Genomic DNA, 20,774 nt, shown 5'->3' on the forward strand with positions numbered 1-20,774 from the left:
GCAAACCGGATTTTACGCTTATGCCAGCAAACCTTTCCGATGCCGCCTTTCCTGGCGCCCCTGACTCTGATCGCGGCGGCATGCCGCTTGCCGCACCTGGCTCTTTGCCCGGCGTGGCGGCGCCGTCCTTGCGCCGCCAGGCGCTTGCCATCCTGTGTCTGAGCGATGCGCACGAGAAGGCCACGGCCACGCGCCGGATGCGGCTGGTGGCCGGGGCCATGGCGCCAGAGGCCCTGGGCATCGGCGAGGCGATCGTGGCCGAACTGCCGCTGCCCGGCCGGCCGCCGCTGCCCGAACTGGTGGCGCCGCAACGGGTCGAGCGGCGGCGCTCCATCCATACGCCCGCCGGCCGCGCGGCGCTGATCCACGCGCTCGCACATATCGAGTTCAACGCCATCAACCTGGCGCTGGATGCGATCTGGCGATTCGACGCGATGCCGGTAGCCTTTTACCTCGACTGGCTGCGAGTGGCCGACGAAGAGGCGCTGCATTTCAGCCTGCTGGCGCAGCACCTGGCCACGCTGGGTGCGCGTTACGGCGATTTTCCGGCGCACAACAGCCTTTGGGAGATGGCGGACAAGACCGCCGGCGATGTGCTGGCGCGCATGGCGCTGGTGCCGCGCACGCTGGAGGCGCGCGGCCTGGATGCCTCGCCACCGGTGCGCGCCAAGCTTGCAGCCGCGGGCGATCATGAGGCCGCCGCCATTATCGACATCATCCTGCGCGACGAGGTGGGCCACGTAGCCATCGGCAACCGCTGGTACCGATGGCTATGCGCCTCCCGTGGCATGGACCCCGTCGCCACCTACGCCGAACTGGCCGCGCGGTACCAGGCGCCGCGCCTGCGGCCGCCCTTCAACCTGGCGGCGCGCCGCGCGGCGGGTTTCGACGAAGACGAACTGGCGTGGCTGGAGGGGCAGGCCGCTCAGTAGGTCAGTAGTATTCCGTCACCACGACATAGCCCTGCTGGATGTTGCCGCGACCGGGACCTGATGCGAATTGTACGGGCACGACGGAGGCGCGCGCGGTCTTCAACTGGACTGCCCGGCCAGGCAGCAGCGGCAGGGCGGCGAACTCCGCGGAAAGGGTGCCGTTTGCCGGGCAACTTACCGAGGCGGCCCCGCCCACGCCGATTTGCGTATCGCAGGCGGGCGCGACGATGGCCCCACGGAAGTGGATCACGCCATCCCCGGCCCACGCGGATACCGAAAGCAAAGCACTCGCCAGGGCCAGCGGCAGCCGATGCGCGAAGCGGTGGGAGGCGGCGCGGCCGGAGCTTGCAAACGTGCTCATCGTGATCTCCAGTTCGTCATTAAGTGGAAGCACATTGGGAAATTTCTGTGTGCTCGTTGGGAACTTTATTTCCCGGGATTGGGAAAAAACAATCAAGATAATCCGAATTTTCCTAATACTTTTTTTGCACTACTCTGTTAGGTCAGGTTGCAAAGTGCGATCTTATCCGCTGTGTTGTTGTCCCTGGGGTATAGGAATAATCCTAATCAAATGAGCGAAAAAGAAATGGGCCCGATGGATTTTTATAAGAATAATCCGTGCTTATCCGGTTGTCTCCCAAGCCCTCTACCGATAGTATGTTGGGCATCTGTGCCAACCCGGGGCAGCCATGGTTATTGATGTGCTTGACCGAGGCGATCTGCCGTTTCCGGGCTCGCTGCCGGAGTTTCAGCGGATGTTTCCAGACGAAGCGGCATGCATGGCCTACCTTGAGCGCGCTCGATGGAGCGATGGGTTCATTTGTGACCACTGTGGCTTGCTTGGTGAGCCGTACCGCTTTGCCAATCGCCCCGGCGTTTTCCGTTGTCGCCATTGCACACGCGACACGAGCCTCACTGCTGGCACCGTCATGGAGCGCACGCACACACCGCTGTCGGTTTGGTTCTGGGCGGCGTATCTGGTCGCCAGTCAGACGCCTGGCATGTCGGCAGTTCAGTTCCAGCGCCAACTCGGCCTGTCGCGTTACGAGACCGCCTTCCAGATACTCCACAAGTTGCGCGCCGGCATGGTGCGCCCCGACCAGGATCGGATTGGTGGCAAGCCTGAGGAACACGTCGAGGCCGATGAGGCCTACGTCGGTGGGCGTACTCGCGGCAAAGGCAGGGGCGTGCACCACATGGTTCTTGTGGCCGGCGCTGTCGAGGTTCGGCAACGCAAGCTTTCCGGCAGCCGCAACAAACGCAAGAGCGGACGGTATGCCGGACGAGTTCGGCTCGCTCTGGTTCCTGACCGAAGTGCCCGGTCGCTGGGCGGATTCATCGAGCGTACCGTTGCACCCGGGGCAACCATCATCACCGACGACTGGGGCGGTTATGCCAAGCTGGGCGAGCGCGGCTATGGCCATATCGCCATCGCGCAGCGCGGTGACATGCAAGTGGCCGAAACCTTCCTGCCGATCATTCACCTTGTGTTCTCCAATCTCAAGACCTGGCTGCGCGGTATTCATCACGGTGTCAGCCCGCAGCACCTACAAGCCTATCTCAACGAATTCACCTTCCGCTTCAACCGCCGTTTCTATCCCTTCAACGCGTTTCGCTCCCTGCTCGGCATCGCTGGTGACGTCACCGCGCCGACCTATGCCGAGCTCTATGGAAAAAAATCGCTACCCACTACATCTAGTAGGTTTGGGAGCTAACCGGATAAGCACGGAATAATCCTATAAATTTTTCGGAAAAGACGAGCTGGCATGGATGCCCCCCCTGCGACTGAAACGTGTGGCCCGATCTGCCGATCGGGATGCGCCCTTGCGATGCGCTCCGCATGTCCTTGCTAACGTCAGATTCAGCAAAAACTTGACTGCCGGCAGGGCGGTGATCCGGATACGGGCGATCGGTTGTCCGCGGCGCTGCAGGTTGTGCAGGCCGGGCGCTGAGGGGCAGGGCTTGGGGGCGGGTTTTAGGAGCAGGGACAGGGTCGGGAGCGAGCCTTGCGGCCACACCCGCCTGCCAGCGCTACGGGCGCGTCGGCGTGCCGCGCCGGGCTTCGATCTCGCGCAGTACGCGCCGCTGGATCTTGCCGGTGGTGGTCATCGGCAACTGGTCGAGGAACTCGATCGCCTTGGGATATTCATACGGTGCAAGCTGGCCGCGTACATGCTGCTGCAGTTCGGCGACCAGTTCAGCATCGGCCTGCGCGGAGCGGGCGACTGACGGCACCAGTACGATGAATGCCTTGACCACGGCGCCGCGCTCCGGGTCGGGGGAGGGCACCACGGCGCAATTCGACACGGCGGGGTGCTTGAGGAGGCAATTCTCGATCTCGCTCGGCCCGATGCGATAGCCGGAGGACTTGAAGACATCGTCGGCGCGGCCCTGGTACCAGAGGTAGCCGTCCTCGTCGGCGCGCGCAAGGTCGCCCGTGCGGCACCAGCGCAAACCGTCGCGTTCCAGATATTTGCCCGCGGTGGCCTCCTCGTTGCGCCAATAGCCGAGGAAGAACACGGGGTCTGGATGTCCGTGGTGGTCGGTGCTGCACACGGCAATCTCGCCGTCCTCGCCTGGCCGGCAAGGTTTGCCTTCGTCGTCGACTACGGCGAGGCGGTGGCCGGGGTAGGGCCGCCCCATCGAGCCCGGGCGCGCGGGCCAGCCGAGCTGGCCATCGTCGTTCTGGGCGGTGCAGTTGCCCACGATGTAGTTGATCTCGGACTGGCCGAACATTTCATTGACGACCACGCCGAGCGCGTCGCGGCACCAGGCGAACACGGTTTCCCCGACGGCTTCGCCCGCGCTCATCAGCGCACGCAGGTGCAACTGGTAACGCTCGCGCGGCGCGGGGCAGGTTTTCATCATCTGCTTGAGCGCGGTGGGAAAGAGGAAGGTATTGGTGACCCGATAGCGCTCCATCAGTTCGAAGGCAACCTGCGCCGAGAACCGGCCCTGATAGCCGACGATGGGCTTGCCGAAATACAGTGCGGGCATCAGCGCATCCCACAGGCCGCCGGTCCAGGCCCAGTCGGCCGGGCTCCAGAATACGTCGTCCGCCTGCGGGAACCAGTTTTGCGAACAGACGAAGCCGGTGAGATTGCCGATCAGTGCGCGGTGTGGGATCAGCGCGCCTTTCGGCGGCCCGGTGGTTCCGCTGGTGTAGATCAGCACGGCGGCCTCGTCGGCCTTGGTCTGAACGGCGGTGAACTCCGGTAGCTCGGCGGCCAGCAGCGTGTCCCAGTCATGCTCCGCGCGGCCCACCGCGCCGCCAACACCGATCACCGAGGTCAGCGCCGGGCACTCCGCGCGCGCCGCCAGTACATTGTCGATCGCTGTTTCATCGGCAATGGCCACGCAGGCCTCGCTGTGCCGGAGCCGGTAGGCCAGCGCTTCCGGTCCGAACAGCATCGACAAGGGCGTGGCGATGGCGCCGATCTGATAGATTGCCATCTGTGCAACCACCGTCTCGATGCGCTGGGGCATCACGATGCCGACGCGGTCTCCCCGCGCCACGCCCAGCGTGCGCAGCGCACGCGAGAGGCGGTCCGCCTCGGCCTGGATGTAGGCGTAGCTGTAGCTGGCGCGGCGTCCGTCCTCGTGTTCGGTGTGGACCGCCACCCGGTCCGCGGTGGCGGGAGAGCGCGCCCAGCGGCCACAGCACACGTCGGCGAGGTTGAAATGCTCGGGCACCTGCCAACGGAATTCATCGTAGAGTGCGCGATAGTCGTCGCGGCGGCTGGCGGGCAGGGCGGGTGCGGCCATGCTGGGTCTCCTGGTTTGCGCTCGATATTGCGCGGATGCGTGCCGGGCCGGCTTGCCGCTATAATCCACGCAAACGAACGATCGTTCTATTTTTTGGCTTCCCCGTTGTCGCGGGTGAAAGCGTCCGCCACGAAAAGGCACCCGGGGAGACACCATGACAATCAGAGAAACCTCGCGCTCGGAATTTATCACGTTGCGAGGTCTCGACATGCACGTGCGGCACTGGGGGCAGCCGGGTGCGCCCACCTTGTTCCTGCTGCATGGCTGGATGGACGTGGCCGCCTCGTTCCAGTTCATGGTGGATGCGCTGGAGCGCGACTGGCATGTGATCGCGCCCGACTGGCGCGGCTTCGGCCAGACCGACTGGCCTACACGCTACCCCGGCGCCGAGTCCTACTGGTTTCCCGACTACATTGCCGATCTCGAGGCCGTGCTCGATCATTACCAGCCGGACCAGCCGGTGAACCTGGTGGGGCATAGCATGGGTGCCAACGTCGCCTGCTTCTATGCCGGCATCCGCCTCGAGCGGGTGCGCCGCGTGGTCGACCTGGAGGGTTTTGGCATGACGGGCACCCGCGCCGAGCAGGCGCCCGGCCGCTATGCGCGCTGGCTGGACGAACTGCGCCAGGGCCAGCCGCTGAAGACCTATGACAGCGTGGAGGCAGTGGCGGCACGGTTGCAGAAGACGAATCCGCGCCTGCCGGACGATCGCGCGGCGTTCCTGGCCGAACATTGGTCGGCCAGGAACGCCGAAGGCCGCTGGGAAATCCTTGGCGACGCCGCCCACAAGATGGTCAATCCCGTGCTGTACCGGCTGGACGAAGTGATGGCGATCTGGGCGAAGGCCACCGCGCCGGTACTGCACGTGGAAGCGCGCGACTCCCAAACGCTCAGCCATATTGCAAAGGGGCAGCCGCTGGAGGAGTTCAAGCTGCGCTTCAAGGCGTTCCGCGATTTCCGCGAGGCCATTGTCGATGACGCCGGCCATATGCTGCATCACGACCAGCCGCGGGTGGTCGCCGGGCTGGTCGAAGCGTTCTGCGCGTGATGTCCGGCCGGCGCCATGCGGCTACGCTCAGGCGTGCGTCAGCTTTTCCTTGAGCGTGGCGTTGTTGCTGGTGTGCACGTGCACCAGCGCCTTCTCGGGGAAGGCATAGTGATAGGCGCGGCGCAAGGCCAGCGCGGCCTCGTGGAAGCCCGACAGGATGAGTTTCTGCTTGTTGGGATAAAACGCGATATCGCCGGCGGCGAAGATGCCGCGCCGGGAAGTCTCGTAGGTGGTGGTATCCACCGCGATACGGCCGGCGCGCATGTCGAGGTCCCATTGGGCGATCGGGCCGGGTTCGGAGACCAGGCCATACAGCGCCACCAGTTCGTCGGCCGGCAGGCTGACGGTGTCGTCGCGGGTGCGGATATCGACGCCGGCCAGGGCGTCGCCCTCGGTCCTGAGCGCGCCCAGCATGCCTACCACGAAGTCCATTTCGCCGGCGGCCACCGCGGCCCGCATGTCGGCCACCGTGCCGTCGGCCGCGCGAAAGCCCTCCCGGCGGTGCACCAGCGTGACGCGCGCTGCGATCTTGCGCAGCGCCAGCGCCCAGTCCAGCGCGGAATCGCCGCCGCCGGCCACCACCACGCGTTTGCCGGCAAAGCGCGCGGTATCGCGCACGGCGTAGTGCAGGTAGCGGTCCTCCAGCGCGGCGGCTTCGGGCAGCGCTACGCGCTGCGGGGCAAAGGCGCCCGCGCCTGCGCAGATCAGCACGGCCGCCACGTCGAAGCGCTTGCCGTTGTCGGTGGTGACCAGCAGGCGGTGCGGGTGTTCGTGGCCGGGCGGGCGAGCTGTGGCCGTGGCGTGCGGTGCGGGCGGAATTTCGGCAAGGCCGTTGGCGCGTTCGTTGAAATGCATGGGAAACGCGAACGGCGCGCATTGTTCGAGCAGGCGATCGACCAGGTCTTGCGCCAGGCAGCCGGGCACGGCAGGGATGTCGTAGATCGGCTTTTCCGGATACAGCTCGGTGCACTGGCCGCCGGCGCGGTCCAGCACGTCGATGAGCTCGCACTTCAATCCCAGCACGCCCGCCTGGAACGCGGCGAACAGGCCGACCGGGCCCGCGCCGACAATCAGGACGTCGGTACGGATCACTTCGGATGGGGCGGCGCCATCGGCAGCATTGCGGGTTTCGGGCGTGGCGGAGTCAGTGGCGTGGATCGGCATGGCTTGGCAGGCAGCGCGCGCGGCGCCGCCAGGGGGGAGGATCGTCAGGCCACAACTATACCGCGCGGGGCGGCGCTCCATGCCTACGCCAGTGTTGGCGGCAGGGCTATCGGCCTGCCCGCGGGCGTGGGCTGTGTGGGCAAGCCCACGTGGCCGCTGGCGCGGGAGTAACACACGATTAACGCGGAATATGCGCGGGAGTAGAATAGACACATGCAAAATCCACACGCAATCAACGCAGACCTGCATTGCCATTCCACCGTATCCGACGGCATGTTGTCGCCCAGGGACGTGGCCGCGCGCGCGCGCGCCGGCGGCGTGGCGTTCTGGGCGCTGACGGACCATGACGAGGTCGGCGGACAGGCCGAGGCGCGCGCCGCTGCCGAGGCGCTTGGCATGCATTATGTGCCGGGGGTGGAGATTTCCGTGACATGGGCCGGCCAGACCGTCCATATCGTCGGCTTGCAGATCGATCCGGCTTGTCCGGCGCTGGTTGAAGGCCTGGCGGCGACGCGCTCCGGCCGCGCGGCGCGGGCGCAGGATATCGGCGAGGCGCTGGCCGCGATCGGCATCGAGGGCGCCTACGCGGGCGCGCTGCAGCATGTCGGCAATCCCGACCTGATCTCCCGCACGCATTTTGCGCGCTGGCTGGTGGAGCAGGGGCGGTGCAAGACCATCGGCGACGTGTTCAGCGAATACCTCGGCGAAGGCTGTCCGGGTTATGTGGGGCACCGCTGGGCCAGGCTGGCCGATGCCGTGGGATGGATCCAGGCGGCAGGCGGTATTCCGGTGATGGCCCACCCGGGGCGCTACAACTACACGCAACTGCAGCATGATGCGCTGTTCGACGAGTTCAAGCAGCTCGGCGGGGCCGCGGTCGAGGTGGTCACTGGCAGCCATACGCCGGACCAGTACCGCCGCTACGTCGATGTCGCGCATCACTATGGCCTGCTGGCCTCTCGCGGCTCGGATTTCCATGGGCCAGGCGAAGGCCGGATCGAGCTGGGCTCGCTGCCGCCGCTGCCGTCCTCGGTCACGCCGGTCTGGCATGACTGGTAAGCCGCGCCGGCCCGTACCATGCGCCCCATTCGCTTCTCCCCATCGCAGAGCTGGCCCGGAGTGCGCGCGGTATTCGCCCCAGGCCCGCGACCGTTCTCCCCTGGCCCGCCTATGTCCCAATATTTTGAAATCCATCCGCTCAACCCGCAAGCCCGCCTGATCAAGCAGGCCGCGCAGATCATCGGGCAGGGCGGGCTGATTGCCTTGCCAACCGACTCCAGCTACGCGCTGGCCTGCCGGCTCGACGACAAGGCCGCGGTGGAGCGGCTGCGCCGCCTGCGCGGGATCGACGACAAGCACCACCTGACGCTGATGTGCAGCGACTTGTCCGAACTGGGCAACTTCGCGCGCGTGGACAACCGGCAGTACCGCTGGCTCAAGGGCGCCACGCCCGGCCCCTATGTGTTTATCCTGGAAGCCACCAAGGAAGTGCCGCGCCGGCTCTCGCATCCCGCCCGCAAGACCATCGGCGTGCGCGTGCCCGAGCACGCCATCCCGCTGGCGCTGCTGGCCGAAGTGGGCGAACCACTGATCTCGGCCACCCTGCAACTGCCTGGCGACGAAGCCCCGCTCAATGAGCCGGAGGTGATTCGCGCCCGGCTGGAAAAGCTCCTGGAGCTGGTGATCTGCGGCGGCGCCGCACCGGCGCAGCCGACCACCGTGATCGACCTCACGGGCGGGGAGCCTGAACTGGTGCGGCAGGGACGAGGCGACATCGAGCGTTTCGGCCTTTGATCCCGACTTGCCCCCGCAGCGCCTCGCCACCTCGGCGGCGGGCGCACTTTCCCGCGTCCCCGGTACAATAGCGCCCCATGGATTCCTCCCTGATTCAGACCATTGCGGTCTATGCCCTGCCGGTCCTGTTCGCCATCACGCTGCACGAGGCCGCGCACGGCTATGTGGCCAAACTGTTCGGCGATAACACTGCCTATGCGATGGGCCGCGTCAGCATTAACCCGGCGCGCCATATCGATCCCATCGGTACCATCGCGGTGCCGCTGCTGCTCTATTTCATGACGAGTGGCCAGTTTGTGTTCGGCTACGCCAAGCCGGTGCCGGTCGCCTTTGACCGCCTGCGCAACCCGCGCTGGCACGGCATGTGGGTGGCCCTGGCGGGTCCGGGCAGCAATGTGCTGCAGGCCTTCCTGTGGGCGCTGGTGGCGATCGGGCTGGTGCTGGGGCAGGTGCAGGAGCCGTTCTTCAGCCAGATGGCGCGGGCCGGCGTGCTGGTCAACCTGGTGATGGCAGCCTTCAACCTGTTCCCAGTGCCGCCGCTGGACGGCGGCCGCGTGCTGACCGCGCTGTTGCCGCGGCGGATCGCCCATGCCGTGTCGCGCATCGAGCCCTACGGCATCTTCGTGGTGCTGGCGCTGGTAGCCGCGGGCGTGATCACCAAGGTGTGGATGCAGCCGGTGATGGGGGCCCTGAGCGGGCTGGTGCAGCTGATGCTGCAACCTGTCCTGGCACTGGTGCAGTAAGCCGAGCGTGCATCCGCGCCGGAGGCAAAACCGGATACGAGTACCAGTACCGATTCCCCATAAAAACAGACAGACATGTTCCCCGATCGCGTTCTTTCCGGCATGCGGCCCACCGGCGCGCTGCACCTGGGCCACTATCATGGCGTTCTGAAAAACTGGGTCCAGCTGCAAGCCGAGTACCCCTGCTTTTTCTTTGTGGCGGACTGGCATGCGCTTACCACGCATTACGAGTCGCCCGAAGTGATTGGCGAATCGGCGTGGGAGATGCTGGTCGACTGGCTCGCCGCCGGGGTCGATCCCGAACGCGCCACGCTGTTTATCCAGAGCCGCGTGCCCGAGCATGCCGAGCTGTTCCTGCTGCTGTCGATGGGCACGCCGCTGGGTTGGCTGGAGCGGGTGCCAACCTACAAGGACCAGATCGAGAAGCTCAAAGAGAAGGATCTCTCCACCTACGGTTTCCTTGGCTATCCGCTGCTGCAGGCCGCCGATATCCTGATCTATCGCGCCGGCCGCGTGCCGGTGGGCGAAGACCAGGTGCCGCATGTGGAGATCACGCGCGAGATCGCGCGCCGCTTCAACTATCTCTATGGCCGCCAGCCGGGCTTCGAGGAGCGGGCGCAGGAAGCCGCCAGGAAGCTGGGTGGCAAGCGCGCAAAGGCCTTTCTCGAACTGCGCCGTGCCTATCATGAACAAGGCAAGGCAGAGGCCCTGGAAGAAGGCGGCGCACTGGTGTCCCAGTCCCAGAGCCTGTCCGCCGAGGATCGCGAATTGCTGCTGGGCTATCTGGGCGGCTCGCGCAAGACCATCCTGGTCGAGCCGCAGGCGCTGCTGACCGCGGCTTCGCGGATGCCGGGGCTGGACGGCCAGAAGATGTCCAAGTCCTACGGCAACACCATCCGCATGCGCGAGGACAAGGCTTCGGTGGAAAAAAAGGTGCGTACCATGCCGACCGATCCGGCCCGCGTGCGCCGCACCGATGCCGGCGAGCCGGCGCGTTGCCCGGTGTGGCAACTGCACCAGGTGTACTCGGATGTGCCCACGCGCGAGTGGGTGGAGCAGGGTTGCCGCAGCGCCGGCATCGGCTGTATCGAATGCAAGCAACCGGTGATCGAGGGCATCCTGCGCGAGCAGCAGCCCATGCTGGAACGGGCGCAAAAGTACATGGACAATCCCGCGCTGCTGCGTGATATCGTCGCGCACGGCTGCGACAAGGCCAGCCAGCTGGCGCGCGAGACCATGCGAGACGTACGCTCGGCCATGGGCCTGGGGTACCGGTGAGCACGGCGGGGGGAGTGGCTTCACACGCGCCACTGGGCGTGCCGTCGCCGTGGGTGACGCGCTGGGCGCACCTGGTGCGCCCGGGCGGCCGGGTGCTCGACCTGGCCTGCGGCAGTGGCCGCCATGCCGTGTGGTTCGCCAGCCGGGGTCATGCCGTGCTCGGCGTCGACCGCGATCCGGCCGTGCTGGCGGCGCTGGCCGCTTCCACGGGTGGGGTTGCCACCCGCATGGCCGACCTGGAGCAGGGCACCTGGCCCCTGGCCGATGAGGCGCCCTTCGACGCGATCGTGGTGACGAACTATCTGCACCGGCCGCTATGGCCCCATCTGCTCGATGCCCTGGCGCCGGGCGGCGTACTGCTCTACGAAACCTTTGCCGCCGGCAACGAGACCGTGGGCAAGCCTTCCAACCCGGATTTCCTGCTGCGGCCGGGTGAGTTGCTGGAGGCCGTGCGCGGCACGTTGCGCGTGGTCGGCTTCGAAGATGGTATCCTCCAAGTGCCTAAAGCTGCCTTCGTGCAGCGGATTTGCGCAGTCAGGGAGGGTGGTGGAAATACGGGGGGCGATGCGCCGCCCCGTTATCCTTTGCCGGGCTGAAGTGCGGCCCGGGCTATTTGCCTGCCAGGTCGGCGAGACCTGGACTTCACGCGTTGAACTGCCTTGGGATTTGCCTGGTCGAAGGTGCGGTCGGAAGGCCTGAGGTATCCGGTACAATCGCGGTATTCGTTTCTCGAATTCTCAAACGTTATGACACAGATTAACGGCAGCATCGTCGCAATCGTGACGCCGATGCAGGAAGATGGCAGCCTGGATTTCCCGGCGCTGCGCGCCCTGGTCGACTGGCACGTGGCCGAGGGCACCGATGGCATTGTGATCGTCGGCACCACCGGCGAATCGCCCACGGTGAACGTGGATGAGCATTGCGAGCTGATCCGCGTCGCCGTGGAGCAGGCCGACAAGCGCATCCCGATCATTGCCGGCACCGGCGGCAACTCGACCAAGGAAGCGATCGAGCTGACCGCGTTCGCCAAGCAGGTCGGCGCCGATGCGTCGCTGCAGGTCGTGCCTTACTACAACAAGCCGACGCAGGAAGGCATGTACCGCCACTTCCGTACCATCGCGGAAGCCGTGGACTTGCCTGTGGTGCTGTACAACGTGCCCGGCCGCACCGTGGCCGACATGCAGCACGACACCATCCTGCGCCTGGCGCAGGTGCCGGGCATCATCGGCGTGAAGGAAGCGACGGGCAATATCGACCGCGCCGCGCAACTGATCAAGGATGCGCCGGAAGGCTTCGCCATCTACAGTGGCGACGACCCCACCGCGATTGCCCTGATGCTGCTGGGTGGCCATGGCAATATTTCCGTCACGGCCAACGTGGCGCCGCGCAAGATGCACGAATTGTGCGTGGCTGCCCTGAAGGGCGATGCGATTACCGCGCGTCGTATCCATATGGAACTGGTTGAGCTGAACAAGGCGATGTTCGTCGAAGCCAACCCGATTCCCGTCAAGTGGGCGCTCCAGCAAATGGGCAGAATGCAGGGCGGTATCCGCCTCCCGCTCACGCCGCTGTCACCGGATTACCACGACGTGGTGCGCAAGGCGCTGTCGAATGCCGGCTTGCTCGGCTGATGGCACCGTGTTTTGCCGTCATCCCATTAACTAGGATTGCGTGTCAATGAAACTCAAGCTTAACCGCCACGGCGCAACGCAAGTTAGCCGTGCCGCCTTGGTCTTGCCCGTGCTGGTGGCGAGCGCGATGACCGGTTGCAGCAGCATCAACGATGCCATGGCGCCCGACAAGATCGACTACAAGTCCGCCGCCAAGCGCACTTCCACGCTGGACGTGCCCCCGGATCTGACCAAGATCGAAGGCGATCGCCGCTATTCCGTGCCGGACCAGAACGGCACCTCGACGCTCTCGACGTATAACCAGTCGAACAAGGTGGCGCAGCAGCAGTCGGGTACCGAAAACGTGCTGCCGTCCACGCAAGGCATCCGCATGGAGCGCGACGGCAACCAGCGCTGGCTGGTGATCAGCAACGGCATGCCGGCCGACAAGCTGTGGCAGTCCCTGCGTGAATTCTGGCAGGAGAGCGGTTTCCTGCTGGTGCAGGACTCGCCAGAGACCGGCATCATGGAAACCGACTGGGCCGAGAACCGCGCGAAGATCCCGCAGGATTTCATCCGCAATACCATCGGCAAGGTTTTCGATGGGCTGTATTCGACTTCCGAGCGCGACAAGTTCCGCACCCGCCTGGAGCGCGCGCAGAACGGCAATATGGAGGTCTTCATCAGCCACCGTGGCGCGCAGGAACAGCTGACCGGCATCGACAAGTCGAACACGATCTGGACGGCGCGTCCTTCCGATCCTGAGCTTGAAGCTGAATTCCTCTCGCGCTTCGCGCAGCGTCTGGGCGTGCAGAAAGAGCAGGCCGATCGCATGGCCAAGAGCGGTGCCGCCCCGGCGCCTGCCGCTGCTGCGGCTCCCGCGGCCGCCGGTGCCGCCAAGGCATCCAGCGCCAACGCCAACCTGACCCAGGTGAACGGCACCCAGGCGCTGCAGTTGGCCGAGCCTTTCGACCGCGCCTGGCGCTCGGTCGGGCTGGCGCTGGACCGCGTCAATTTCACGGTGGAAGACCGTGACCGCGCCCAGGGCCTCTACTATGTGCGCTATGTCGACACGCGCGATACCGTGGACAACCGCGGCTTCTTCTCCAAGCTGTTCACCAAGACCGGCACCGAGGACAGCAAGAAGGCCAAGAAGTACCGCGTGGCGCTGAAGGGTGACGGCACCGGCACGACCGTGACGGTGCAGAACGATGCGGGCCAGCCGGAAGGTACTGAAGTCGGCAAGCGCATTCTTACGCTGCTCGACGAGCAACTGCGCTGACCGGAGTGCCGGTCGCACAAGACTACCCGCGGCGCCCGGCCGCGGGGTGGCCCCGCAAGTTGTCCGGGGAGGCTGGCGCATGATGCGCTTCGCCTTCCTCGGCAGCGGCAGCGAGGGCAATTCCCTGTTGATCGAATCGCAAGAGGGCACCACCACGACCCGGGTGTTGCTTGACTGCGGCTTTGGCATTCGCGAAACCGCGCGGCGCCTGGCGCGGCTCGGCGTCACGCCGGACCAGATCGATGCCGTGCTGGTCACCCACGAGCATGGCGACCATGTCGGCTCGGCGTATTCCTTCGCTGCGCGCCACGACGTGCCGGTGCATACGAGTCACGGCACCTGGCTGGCCACCTCGCATATGCGCGGGGCGGACAAGGCCGATGTACGCGTCTGCTGCGCCGACCATCCACTGGTCGTCGGCGGCATCCACATCCTTCCGTACACGGTACCGCACGATGCGCGCGAGCCGCTGCAGTTCGTGCTGAGCGATGGCGATGCCCGGCTTGGCGTGCTGACCGATGCGGGCATGGAGACGCCCTATGTCACGGCCCGGCTGGCGGGCGTGCATGCGCTGGTGCTGGAGTGCAACCATGATCGCGAAATGTTGCGGAATTCGGCCTACCCGTATTCGCTCAAGCGCCGCATCGGTGGCGATTTCGGGCATCTGGCAAACGAAGTCGCGGCCAGCATCCTGGCAAGCGTGGCGCACCCTGGCCTGCAGCGCGTGGTCGCGGCGCACCTGAGCCAGCAAAACAATACAAGGGAGCTGGCTACCCAGGCACTGGCGGCGGTGCTGGGCACTTCCGCCGGCGAAATCCTGATGGCGGACCAGCACGAAGGCCTGGACTGGCAGCCCGTCAGGGACTGAGGCAGGGTGGCCCGGATCGGCGGTCCGTCGTTGTGATGGCGACGCCCCCGGACGAAAATATGGACGAAAAAAAGCCGACCCGAAGGTCGGCTTTTTTATCGGTCGAGACCGATTACTGCTTAGCAGCCGGAGCCGATGCGTCAGCAGCCGGAGCCGATGCTTCAGCGGCCGGAGCCGATGCCTCAGCAGCGGGAGCGGCAGCAGCCGGAGCCGATGCTTCAGCCGGGGCAGCAGCAGCGGGAGCCGAAGCTTCCGGTGCCGGTGCAGCGGCTTCTTCCTTCTTGCCGCAGGCGGCGAGAGCAACGGCGGCGAGCAGCGATGCGATCAGGAGAGACTTCTTCATTGTTCGTCCTTTAACTTTAATAACAGAAAAACAGGCGATGAATAATTACCGGTAATTATCGCTCTTGAACTGCAAAATAGAGGCTCTCCCGGGTGCCGACAAATGCAGTGGTACACAGTACTAGCCAGCCGACGATTATATCCGCGTTTTCCCGGCTTGTGTAGCGCTCTCTTTTGCTGTTTTTGCTTGTTACGGATTATTACAGGGCAGATGGTGCAAATTGCAGCCATCCTTCCAGCGTCCAGTGATGGAAAGTCTCCATCAGGTCCGGCAAATCCGCGCAGGCGGCCACTTCCGCGGCGCTCAGGCAGCGGTGGTCCGCCAGCTGCCGCAGCCAGCGCGCCAGCGCGCCGGGCGGTTCATAGGCTTCCCCATTGATAAAGAAATGGGTGTGGTCATACAGGGCAATTGATCCCGGCGCAAGCACGATGCCGTGCGCCAGCGCAAGTTTGTTGTATTTCTTCAATGTGATTTCGGATATTTCCGCAAACTCGACACTCGGCTTGGGTTCCGAGAGATGCGCGCCCAGAAACTCCGAGACCATGCCACCCGACCAACGCAGGGCACTCAGCCGTTCGGTCACGGCACGCACCATCTGGGCCGGCAGTTGGGCCGGATGTGCCGTGGCCGCCTCACCCGGATCGGCATAGCGGCCGCCCAGATCCTCGTTGTCCTCGACCGTTTCCGACAGCCAAGCCAGGAAGTGCCCTGCCAGCTCGCGGTACGCGGGAGCCCGGAAGCCGATCGAGTACGTCATGCACTCGCCTTCGGCGACGCCGTCATGGGCGTACTGGGGTGGCAGGTAAAGCATATCGCCCGGCTCCAGCACCCATTCCTCTTCCGGGGTGAAGTCCGACAGGATCTTCAGGGGCAGGTCCGGGACCAGGTCGAGCTTGGCCTGGGACGAGATGCGCCAGCGGCGCCGGCCCGATACTTGCAACAGGAATACGTCGTAGGAGTCGAAGTGCGGGCCCACGCCGCCGCCATCGGTGGCGTAGCTGATCATCAGATCGTCCAGGCGCGCATCGGGGGCGAAACGGAATTGTCCCAACAAAGCCGCGGCTGCACTATCGTGGAGGTTAACGCCCTGCACGAGCAAGGTCCATTGGCGGGCTTTGCGCGAGGGCAGGTTATCGGCGGCGAAGGGGCCTTGCTCGAGCTTCCAGCGGTTGCGGAAGTGCGATATCAGGCGCGACTCGACGTCGTCGCGGTCGGCTAGTTCGAAAAGCGACTCGCGCGATACCGGCGGCTCGATTCCCGGTACCGCTTGTCGGATCAGCAGGGGTTTGCGTTGCCAGATATCGCGCATGAAAGCGGCCGGCGTCATGCCTCCCAGCAAGGCGAGTGGCGCGTCGGGATCGACGGGGCCGGGGGGCAAGGCCTGCGCGTATAATGCGGAATCGTTCATGGAGTCAAGAATTGAAAATCGCTAAGAACACGGTGGTATCCGTGGTGTACAAGCTGTCGGATGCGCAGGGCAATCTGATCGAGGAGTCGGATGAGCCGATGGTTTACTTGCACGGCGGATATGATGGCACGTTCCCCAAGATCGAGGAAGCGCTGGAAGGCCATGAAGCCGGCTTCGAAACCCAGTTGCAGCTCGAGCCCGAGGAAGCCTTCGGCGACTACGACGCCGACATGGTGAAGGTCGAGCCGCGCGACCGCTTTCCCGAGCCGCTGGAAATCGGCATGCAGTTCGAAGGCGTGCCGGAAGACGGCGATGACGAGGACTCGATCATCTACACGGTGACCGACGTCGCGGAAGACAAGGTGGTGCTGGACGGCAACCATCCGCTGGCGGGCATGGCACTGCGTTTCTGGCTGCAGGTGGCCGAAGTGCGCGAAGCTACGGCCGACGAAGTGCAGCACGGCCACGCGCATGGTGCCTCGGGCATCGAAGTCGTGGACGAGGATGAGGACGACGAAGGCGATAGCAGCCGCACCTTGCACTGAGTGCGAGGCGCGCGCGAGACCTCGCTGCAGTACCCACGAATAAGCCGGCCTTGCCGGCTTTTTTGTTGGACTCGCGGCATTGGATGCACCCGATGCGCCCGATGCGTCTTTACTCCGCTTCGGGGCCATCCTTGAGCGTGACTTCGAACAGCGACGGCGAACCAGGGGTGATCACCAGTTCGGCGTACTGGCCGGGAGCGCCGCTCGGCAGGACCACGCGAGAGACGTTACGTAGTGTCTTGCCGCTGGCATCCTTGAGCGGCCTGTCGATGCCGAAGCCGCCCGCGCCGGTGTGCACCAGCAGGACCTGGCCCCGATAGCGACCGGCCAGCTCCCGCAACTGCCGCTTGAACTCCAGGAAGCCGTCGCGCGCGCGCCGGCGCAGGAAGCCATCGAACAAGGAAGGGTTGCCGCGCTGTTCCCAGCCGTTGCCGAACTGCGGGTCGGCATGCGCCATCACCACGATGCCGGGCAGGTTGCGCTGCTGCGCCAGCGAAAAAGCGCGCGCCAGCCACTGGCGGTTGGCCTCGCGGCGATCCTCGAACTCACCGTTGCGGCCGCCTTCCGAGCGATAGTGATTGTTGTCGCCAGGCAGGTTCAGTCCCACCAGCATCACATTGCCGGCGCTCCAGCGCACGTTTTCCCGATAGCTGCGGAAGGTGGCCTGGTCGGATTGCCGCGTCAGCGGAAGGACGCGCTGGCCAAGCGTGGTATCCGCGGGGTAGAACAGCTCACGCAGCCGGTTCAGCCTCTCCACGGCATCGAAGCGGCCGTTCGCGGCGCGTTGGCATTCCGCCCAGTCGGTTTCGCCGGGCAGGTAGACGAGCGGCAGGGGCGACTGGTCGAGCAAGCGCTGGCGGACGGTGAGCAAGGCATCGCCGCAGGATTCGGTGTCGCCCTTGATCCCGCCCAGATGGACGACGAAATCGAGACGGCGCGCGGCCACGAAATCAAGCAGGCGGGTGGTGCCCGTCTCGGCAGCCGGCCACTGCGGCTGATTGGCAATCAAGGCGACGCGCACCATCTCGGCAGCCGGGCCGCGGGCGCGGTCAGCCAGCGCCTGGCCAGGCAGTGCCTGCAACGCCATCAATATGCCCAGCGTGGCGAACCGCGCCAGGCCGCCAGGCGGCCGCGCATGCGCAGCGGTTGGCCCGGCTGTCCCCGATCGTTGCATGCGCTCGCGCACGAGCCGGATTGGCATCATGCGGTGGCTACTGCGTCCCTGGCGAGCGCCTGCAAGCGATAGAGCGCGTCGAGCGCGTCGCGCGGGGTCAGGCTGTCCGGGTCCAGCTCGGCGACCGCGTCGAGCAGCGCAGCCTGCTGCGGCGAGATGGCGCTGGCCGGCGGCCCGCTGTCCCGCTCCGTGTAGTCGTCGTCATCATCGTCCAGCGGCGACGGTGGTGCGGCAAACAGGTCGAGCTGGGGCGTGGGCGTGGCATCCGCCGATTGCTGCTCCAGCCACGCCAGGTGCTTGCGGGCCGCGCGGATCACCGGCTGCGGCACACCTGCCAGCTGTGCGACCTGCAGGCCGTAGCTCTGGCTGGCAGGGCCATCCTGCACCGCGTGCAGGAACACGATGCCATCGCCATGCTCGACCGCCGACAAATGGACGTTGGCCGCCTGCGTGAATTCCTGCGGCAGTTGCGTCAGCTCGAAGTAATGCGTGGCGAACAGCGTATGGCTGCGGTTGTGTGCCAGCAGGTGGCGCGCGATCGCCCACGCCAGCGCGAGGCCGTCGAAGGTCGAAGTGCCGCGCCCGATCTCGTCCATCAGCACCAGGCTGGCCGGTGTGGCGCTGTGCAGGATGCCGGCGGCTTCGGTCATTTCCACCATGAAGGTGGAGCGCCCGCCCGCCAGGTCGTCGGCGGCGCCGATGCGGGTGAAGATGCGGTCGATCGGACCGATCACCGCGCGCCGTGCCGGCACGTAGGCGCCCACGCAGGCCAGCAGCACGATCAGCGCCGTCTGGCGCATGAAGGTCGACTTACCGCCCATGTTCGGGCCGGTGATCAGCAGTAGTTTGCGCGCTTCGGTCAACTGGCAGTCGTTGGCGATGAACGGCACGGATTCCGCGGCGAGCTGGCCCTCCACCACCGGATGCCGGCCTTGCACGATGTCGATCACGTTCTCGTCGACGCGCTCGGGCTGGGTCCAGTCCAGCGTCTGCGCGCGCTCGGCCAGGGCGGCCAGCACGTCGAGCCGGGCCAGCGCGCCCGCCACGCGTTGCAACTCGCCGATATGAGGCAGCACCTGTTGCAGCAGCGCATCGTAGAGCAGCTTCTCCCGTGCCAGCGCGCGGTCCTGCGCCGACAGCGCCTTGTCTTCGAAGGCCTTGAGCTCGGGCGTAATGTAGCGCTCGGCGTTCTTCAGCGTCTGGCGGCGGCGATAGTCGTCAGGGACCTTGTCGGCCTGGCCGTTGGTCACTTCGATGTAGAAGCCATGCACGCGGTTGTACTCCACGCGCAGGTTGGCGATGCCGGTGCGGGTGCGCTCGCGCGCTTCCAGTTCCACCAGGAACTGGCCGCAGTTCTCGGAGATATCGCGCAGCTCGTCCAGTGTCGCATCGTAGCCGCGGGCGATCACGCCGCCATCGCGGATTACGGTGGCTGGTTCCGGCGCCACCGCGCTGACCAGCAGCGCATGGCATTCCCAGGGCACAGCCAGTTCGCTCACCGTCTGGTTCAGCAACGGCGCGGCATCGTCAGCGCGCAGGCAGGCCTGTACGTCGGGCAGCGCGGTCAGCGTATCGCGCAGCGAGGACAAATCGCGCGGACGCGCATTCATCAGGGCAAGGCGCGCGGTGATCCGCTCCACGTCGGATAGCCGGCGCAGCGCCGCGCGCAGTGCATCGGTGCCCTGGCCGAGCATGGCGCCGATGGCCTGCTGGCGTGCCTGCGGAATCGTGCTGTCGCGCAGTGGATGGTGCAGCCAGTGGCGCAGCAGGCGGCTGCCCATGGCGGTGGCGCAGGTGTCCAGCAGCGAGAACAGCGTCGGCGATTCGCCGCCGCGCAGCGTTTCAGTCAACTCCAGGTTACGCCGGGTGGCGGTGTCCAGGCCGACGAACTCCGACTCGCGCTCCACCGTCACGCCCTTCACGTGGCGCAGCGATTGCCCCTGGGTGGACGCGGCATAGTTGAGCAACGCGCCAGCCGCGCCGAGCGCAGCGCCCAGCCCGGCGCAGCCGAACGGATCAAGGCTGGCCACGGCGAGCTGCTCGCGCAGGCGGCGGGTGCCGGCTTCCTGGTCGAAATGCCATTCGGGCAGCCGGGTCCGCGCGCAGGCCAGGGCCGGCAATTCGATGCCGTCGGCAAACAGCAGTTCGGCCGGGCGAATCCGCTCCAGCTCGCGGCCCAGTTGCGACACCTCGCACTCCATCAGGCGCAGCTCGCCGCTGGCGAGGTTGAGCCAGGCCAGGCCGGTCTTGCTGACGCCGCGGCGCGTGGTTTGCTGATGCACCGCCATCAGGTAGGTATCGGCCTTGTCCGGCAGGAGCGCGGCGTCGGTCAGCGTGCCCGGCGTGACGATGCGCACCACCTTGCGCTCCACCGGCCCCTTGCTGGTGGCCGGGTCGCCGATCTGTTCGCAGATCGCCACCGATTCGCCCAGCTTGACCAGCCGCGCGAGGTACTGGTCCACCGAATGGAAAGGGATGCCCGCCATGCGGATCGGCACGCCGTTGGAAGAGCCGCGTGATGTCAGCGTGATATCGAGCAGGCGCGAGGCTTTCTCGGCATCGTCGTGGAAAAGCTCGTAGAAGTCGCCCATCCGGTAGAACAGCAAGGTGTCCGGATGGTCGGCTTTCAGGCCAAGGTACTGCGCCATCATGGGCGTGTGCTTTTCCGCGGCACCGGCCTTTGGCTCGGTCTTGGCGGACTGTCGGGGTTCTACGGACATGCAATCCTCTCGGGCGGCTTTGGCGAAACCGCCTGTTTTTGGGTACTCCGGCGGCCTGCGGCCCTGGCGCGGCGTGCGCGGCAGGCGCCGTGAATGGGGC

19 protein-coding genes are annotated in these 20,774 nt (G+C 65.8%); 12 read left to right on the forward strand and 7 right to left on the reverse strand.

Annotated elements, in window-relative coordinates; all coding sequences use genetic code 11:
• Positions 1-80 precede the first annotated feature (80 nt).
• Entirely contained in the window at positions 81-932 is an 852-nt protein-coding gene (locus ACZY0R_RS21945; protein ID WP_488866097.1) for a ferritin-like domain-containing protein, read from the forward strand.
• A 1-nt stretch (position 933) separates the two neighbouring features.
• Here the strand turns inward: ACZY0R_RS21945 and ACZY0R_RS21950 are convergent, their stop codons facing one another.
• Complete coding sequence (locus tag ACZY0R_RS21950) at positions 934-1,389, reverse strand: hypothetical protein (protein ID WP_488861172.1); 456 nt, start codon at positions 1,387-1,389, stop codon at positions 934-936.
• 232 nt (positions 1,390-1,621) lie between these two features.
• Here ACZY0R_RS21950 and ACZY0R_RS21955 point away from each other — a divergent pair, with 232 nt between their 5' ends.
• Entirely contained in the window at positions 1,622-2,647 is a 1,026-nt protein-coding gene (locus ACZY0R_RS21955; RefSeq protein ID WP_488861174.1) for an IS1595 family transposase, read from the forward strand.
• Positions 2,648-2,963: 316 nt separating this feature from the next.
• Here the strand turns inward: ACZY0R_RS21955 and ACZY0R_RS21960 are convergent, their stop codons facing one another.
• Positions 2,964-4,697, reverse strand: coding sequence for an acetate--CoA ligase (locus ACZY0R_RS21960; protein ID WP_488861176.1), 1,734 nt, complete (start codon positions 4,695-4,697; stop codon positions 2,964-2,966).
• 154 nt (positions 4,698-4,851) lie between these two features.
• Here ACZY0R_RS21960 and ACZY0R_RS21965 point away from each other — a divergent pair, with 154 nt between their 5' ends.
• Positions 4,852-5,745 carry an alpha/beta fold hydrolase gene (locus ACZY0R_RS21965; protein WP_488861178.1) on the forward strand — a complete coding sequence of 298 codons (894 nt, stop codon included), beginning with the start codon at positions 4,852-4,854 and terminating at the stop codon, positions 5,743-5,745.
• Between the two features lie 27 nt (positions 5,746-5,772).
• Here the strand turns inward: ACZY0R_RS21965 and ACZY0R_RS21970 are convergent, their stop codons facing one another.
• Positions 5,773-6,909, reverse strand: coding sequence for an NAD(P)/FAD-dependent oxidoreductase (locus ACZY0R_RS21970; protein WP_488866099.1), 1,137 nt, complete (start codon positions 6,907-6,909; stop codon positions 5,773-5,775).
• A gap of 213 nt (positions 6,910-7,122) precedes the next feature.
• On the opposite strand from ACZY0R_RS21970, the gene ACZY0R_RS21975 reads away from it, so the two are divergent.
• The 8 genes from ACZY0R_RS21975 to ACZY0R_RS22010 all read left to right on the forward strand — a co-directional run bounded on the left by ACZY0R_RS21975 (position 7,123) and on the right by ACZY0R_RS22010 (position 14,484).
• Positions 7,123-7,968: a 3',5'-nucleoside bisphosphate phosphatase gene (locus ACZY0R_RS21975; protein ID WP_488861180.1), complete on the forward strand. Its 846-nt coding sequence runs from the start codon at positions 7,123-7,125 to the stop codon at positions 7,966-7,968.
• 111 nt (positions 7,969-8,079) lie between these two features.
• A complete protein-coding gene (locus ACZY0R_RS21980) occupies positions 8,080-8,703 on the forward strand; it encodes an L-threonylcarbamoyladenylate synthase (protein WP_276289521.1) in 624 nt (207 codons plus the stop codon).
• A gap of 77 nt (positions 8,704-8,780) precedes the next feature.
• Entirely contained in the window at positions 8,781-9,446 is a 666-nt protein-coding gene (locus ACZY0R_RS21985) for a site-2 protease family protein (RefSeq protein WP_441630060.1), read from the forward strand.
• Positions 9,447-9,521: 75 nt separating this feature from the next.
• A complete protein-coding gene (locus ACZY0R_RS21990; RefSeq protein ID WP_488861183.1) occupies positions 9,522-10,724 on the forward strand; it encodes a tryptophan--tRNA ligase in 1,203 nt (400 codons plus the stop codon).
• A gap of 14 nt (positions 10,725-10,738) precedes the next feature.
• The gene (locus ACZY0R_RS21995; RefSeq protein WP_488861185.1) at positions 10,739-11,320 is read left to right on the forward strand and encodes a class I SAM-dependent methyltransferase; all 582 of its coding nucleotides are present in this window, start codon (positions 10,739-10,741) and stop codon (positions 11,318-11,320) included.
• 150 nt (positions 11,321-11,470) lie between these two features.
• Positions 11,471-12,355, forward strand: coding sequence for a 4-hydroxy-tetrahydrodipicolinate synthase (dapA, locus tag ACZY0R_RS22000; protein WP_045238036.1), 885 nt, complete (start codon positions 11,471-11,473; stop codon positions 12,353-12,355).
• A 46-nt stretch (positions 12,356-12,401) separates the two neighbouring features.
• A complete protein-coding gene (gene bamC, locus ACZY0R_RS22005) occupies positions 12,402-13,616 on the forward strand; it encodes an NlpB/DapX family lipoprotein (RefSeq protein WP_488861187.1) in 1,215 nt (404 codons plus the stop codon).
• A gap of 79 nt (positions 13,617-13,695) precedes the next feature.
• Positions 13,696-14,484, forward strand: a complete 789-nt coding sequence (locus tag ACZY0R_RS22010; protein WP_488861189.1) for an MBL fold metallo-hydrolase — start codon at positions 13,696-13,698, stop codon at positions 14,482-14,484.
• A gap of 112 nt (positions 14,485-14,596) precedes the next feature.
• On the opposite strand, the gene ACZY0R_RS22015 is transcribed toward ACZY0R_RS22010, so the two are convergent.
• Positions 14,597-14,827 carry a hypothetical protein gene (locus ACZY0R_RS22015; protein WP_082094877.1) on the reverse strand — a complete coding sequence of 77 codons (231 nt, stop codon included), beginning with the start codon at positions 14,825-14,827 and terminating at the stop codon, positions 14,597-14,599.
• A gap of 199 nt (positions 14,828-15,026) precedes the next feature.
• Positions 15,027-16,235 carry a JmjC domain-containing protein gene (locus ACZY0R_RS22020; RefSeq protein ID WP_488861191.1) on the reverse strand — a complete coding sequence of 403 codons (1,209 nt, stop codon included), beginning with the start codon at positions 16,233-16,235 and terminating at the stop codon, positions 15,027-15,029.
• Positions 16,236-16,246: 11 nt separating this feature from the next.
• On the opposite strand from ACZY0R_RS22020, the gene ACZY0R_RS22025 reads away from it, so the two are divergent.
• On the forward strand, positions 16,247-16,780 hold the full coding sequence (locus ACZY0R_RS22025) for an FKBP-type peptidyl-prolyl cis-trans isomerase (RefSeq protein ID WP_045238033.1): 534 nt from the start codon (positions 16,247-16,249) through the stop codon (positions 16,778-16,780).
• Between the two features lie 109 nt (positions 16,781-16,889).
• Here the strand turns inward: ACZY0R_RS22025 and ACZY0R_RS22030 are convergent, their stop codons facing one another.
• Complete coding sequence (locus tag ACZY0R_RS22030) at positions 16,890-17,867, reverse strand: hypothetical protein (RefSeq protein ID WP_488866101.1); 978 nt, start codon at positions 17,865-17,867, stop codon at positions 16,890-16,892.
• A gap of 113 nt (positions 17,868-17,980) precedes the next feature.
• Positions 17,981-20,674, reverse strand: coding sequence for a DNA mismatch repair protein MutS (gene mutS, locus ACZY0R_RS22035; protein ID WP_488861193.1), 2,694 nt, complete (start codon positions 20,672-20,674; stop codon positions 17,981-17,983).
• Positions 20,675-20,774 lie beyond the last annotated feature (100 nt).

The sequence above is a fragment of the Cupriavidus sp. F041 genome (assembly GCF_057814235.1).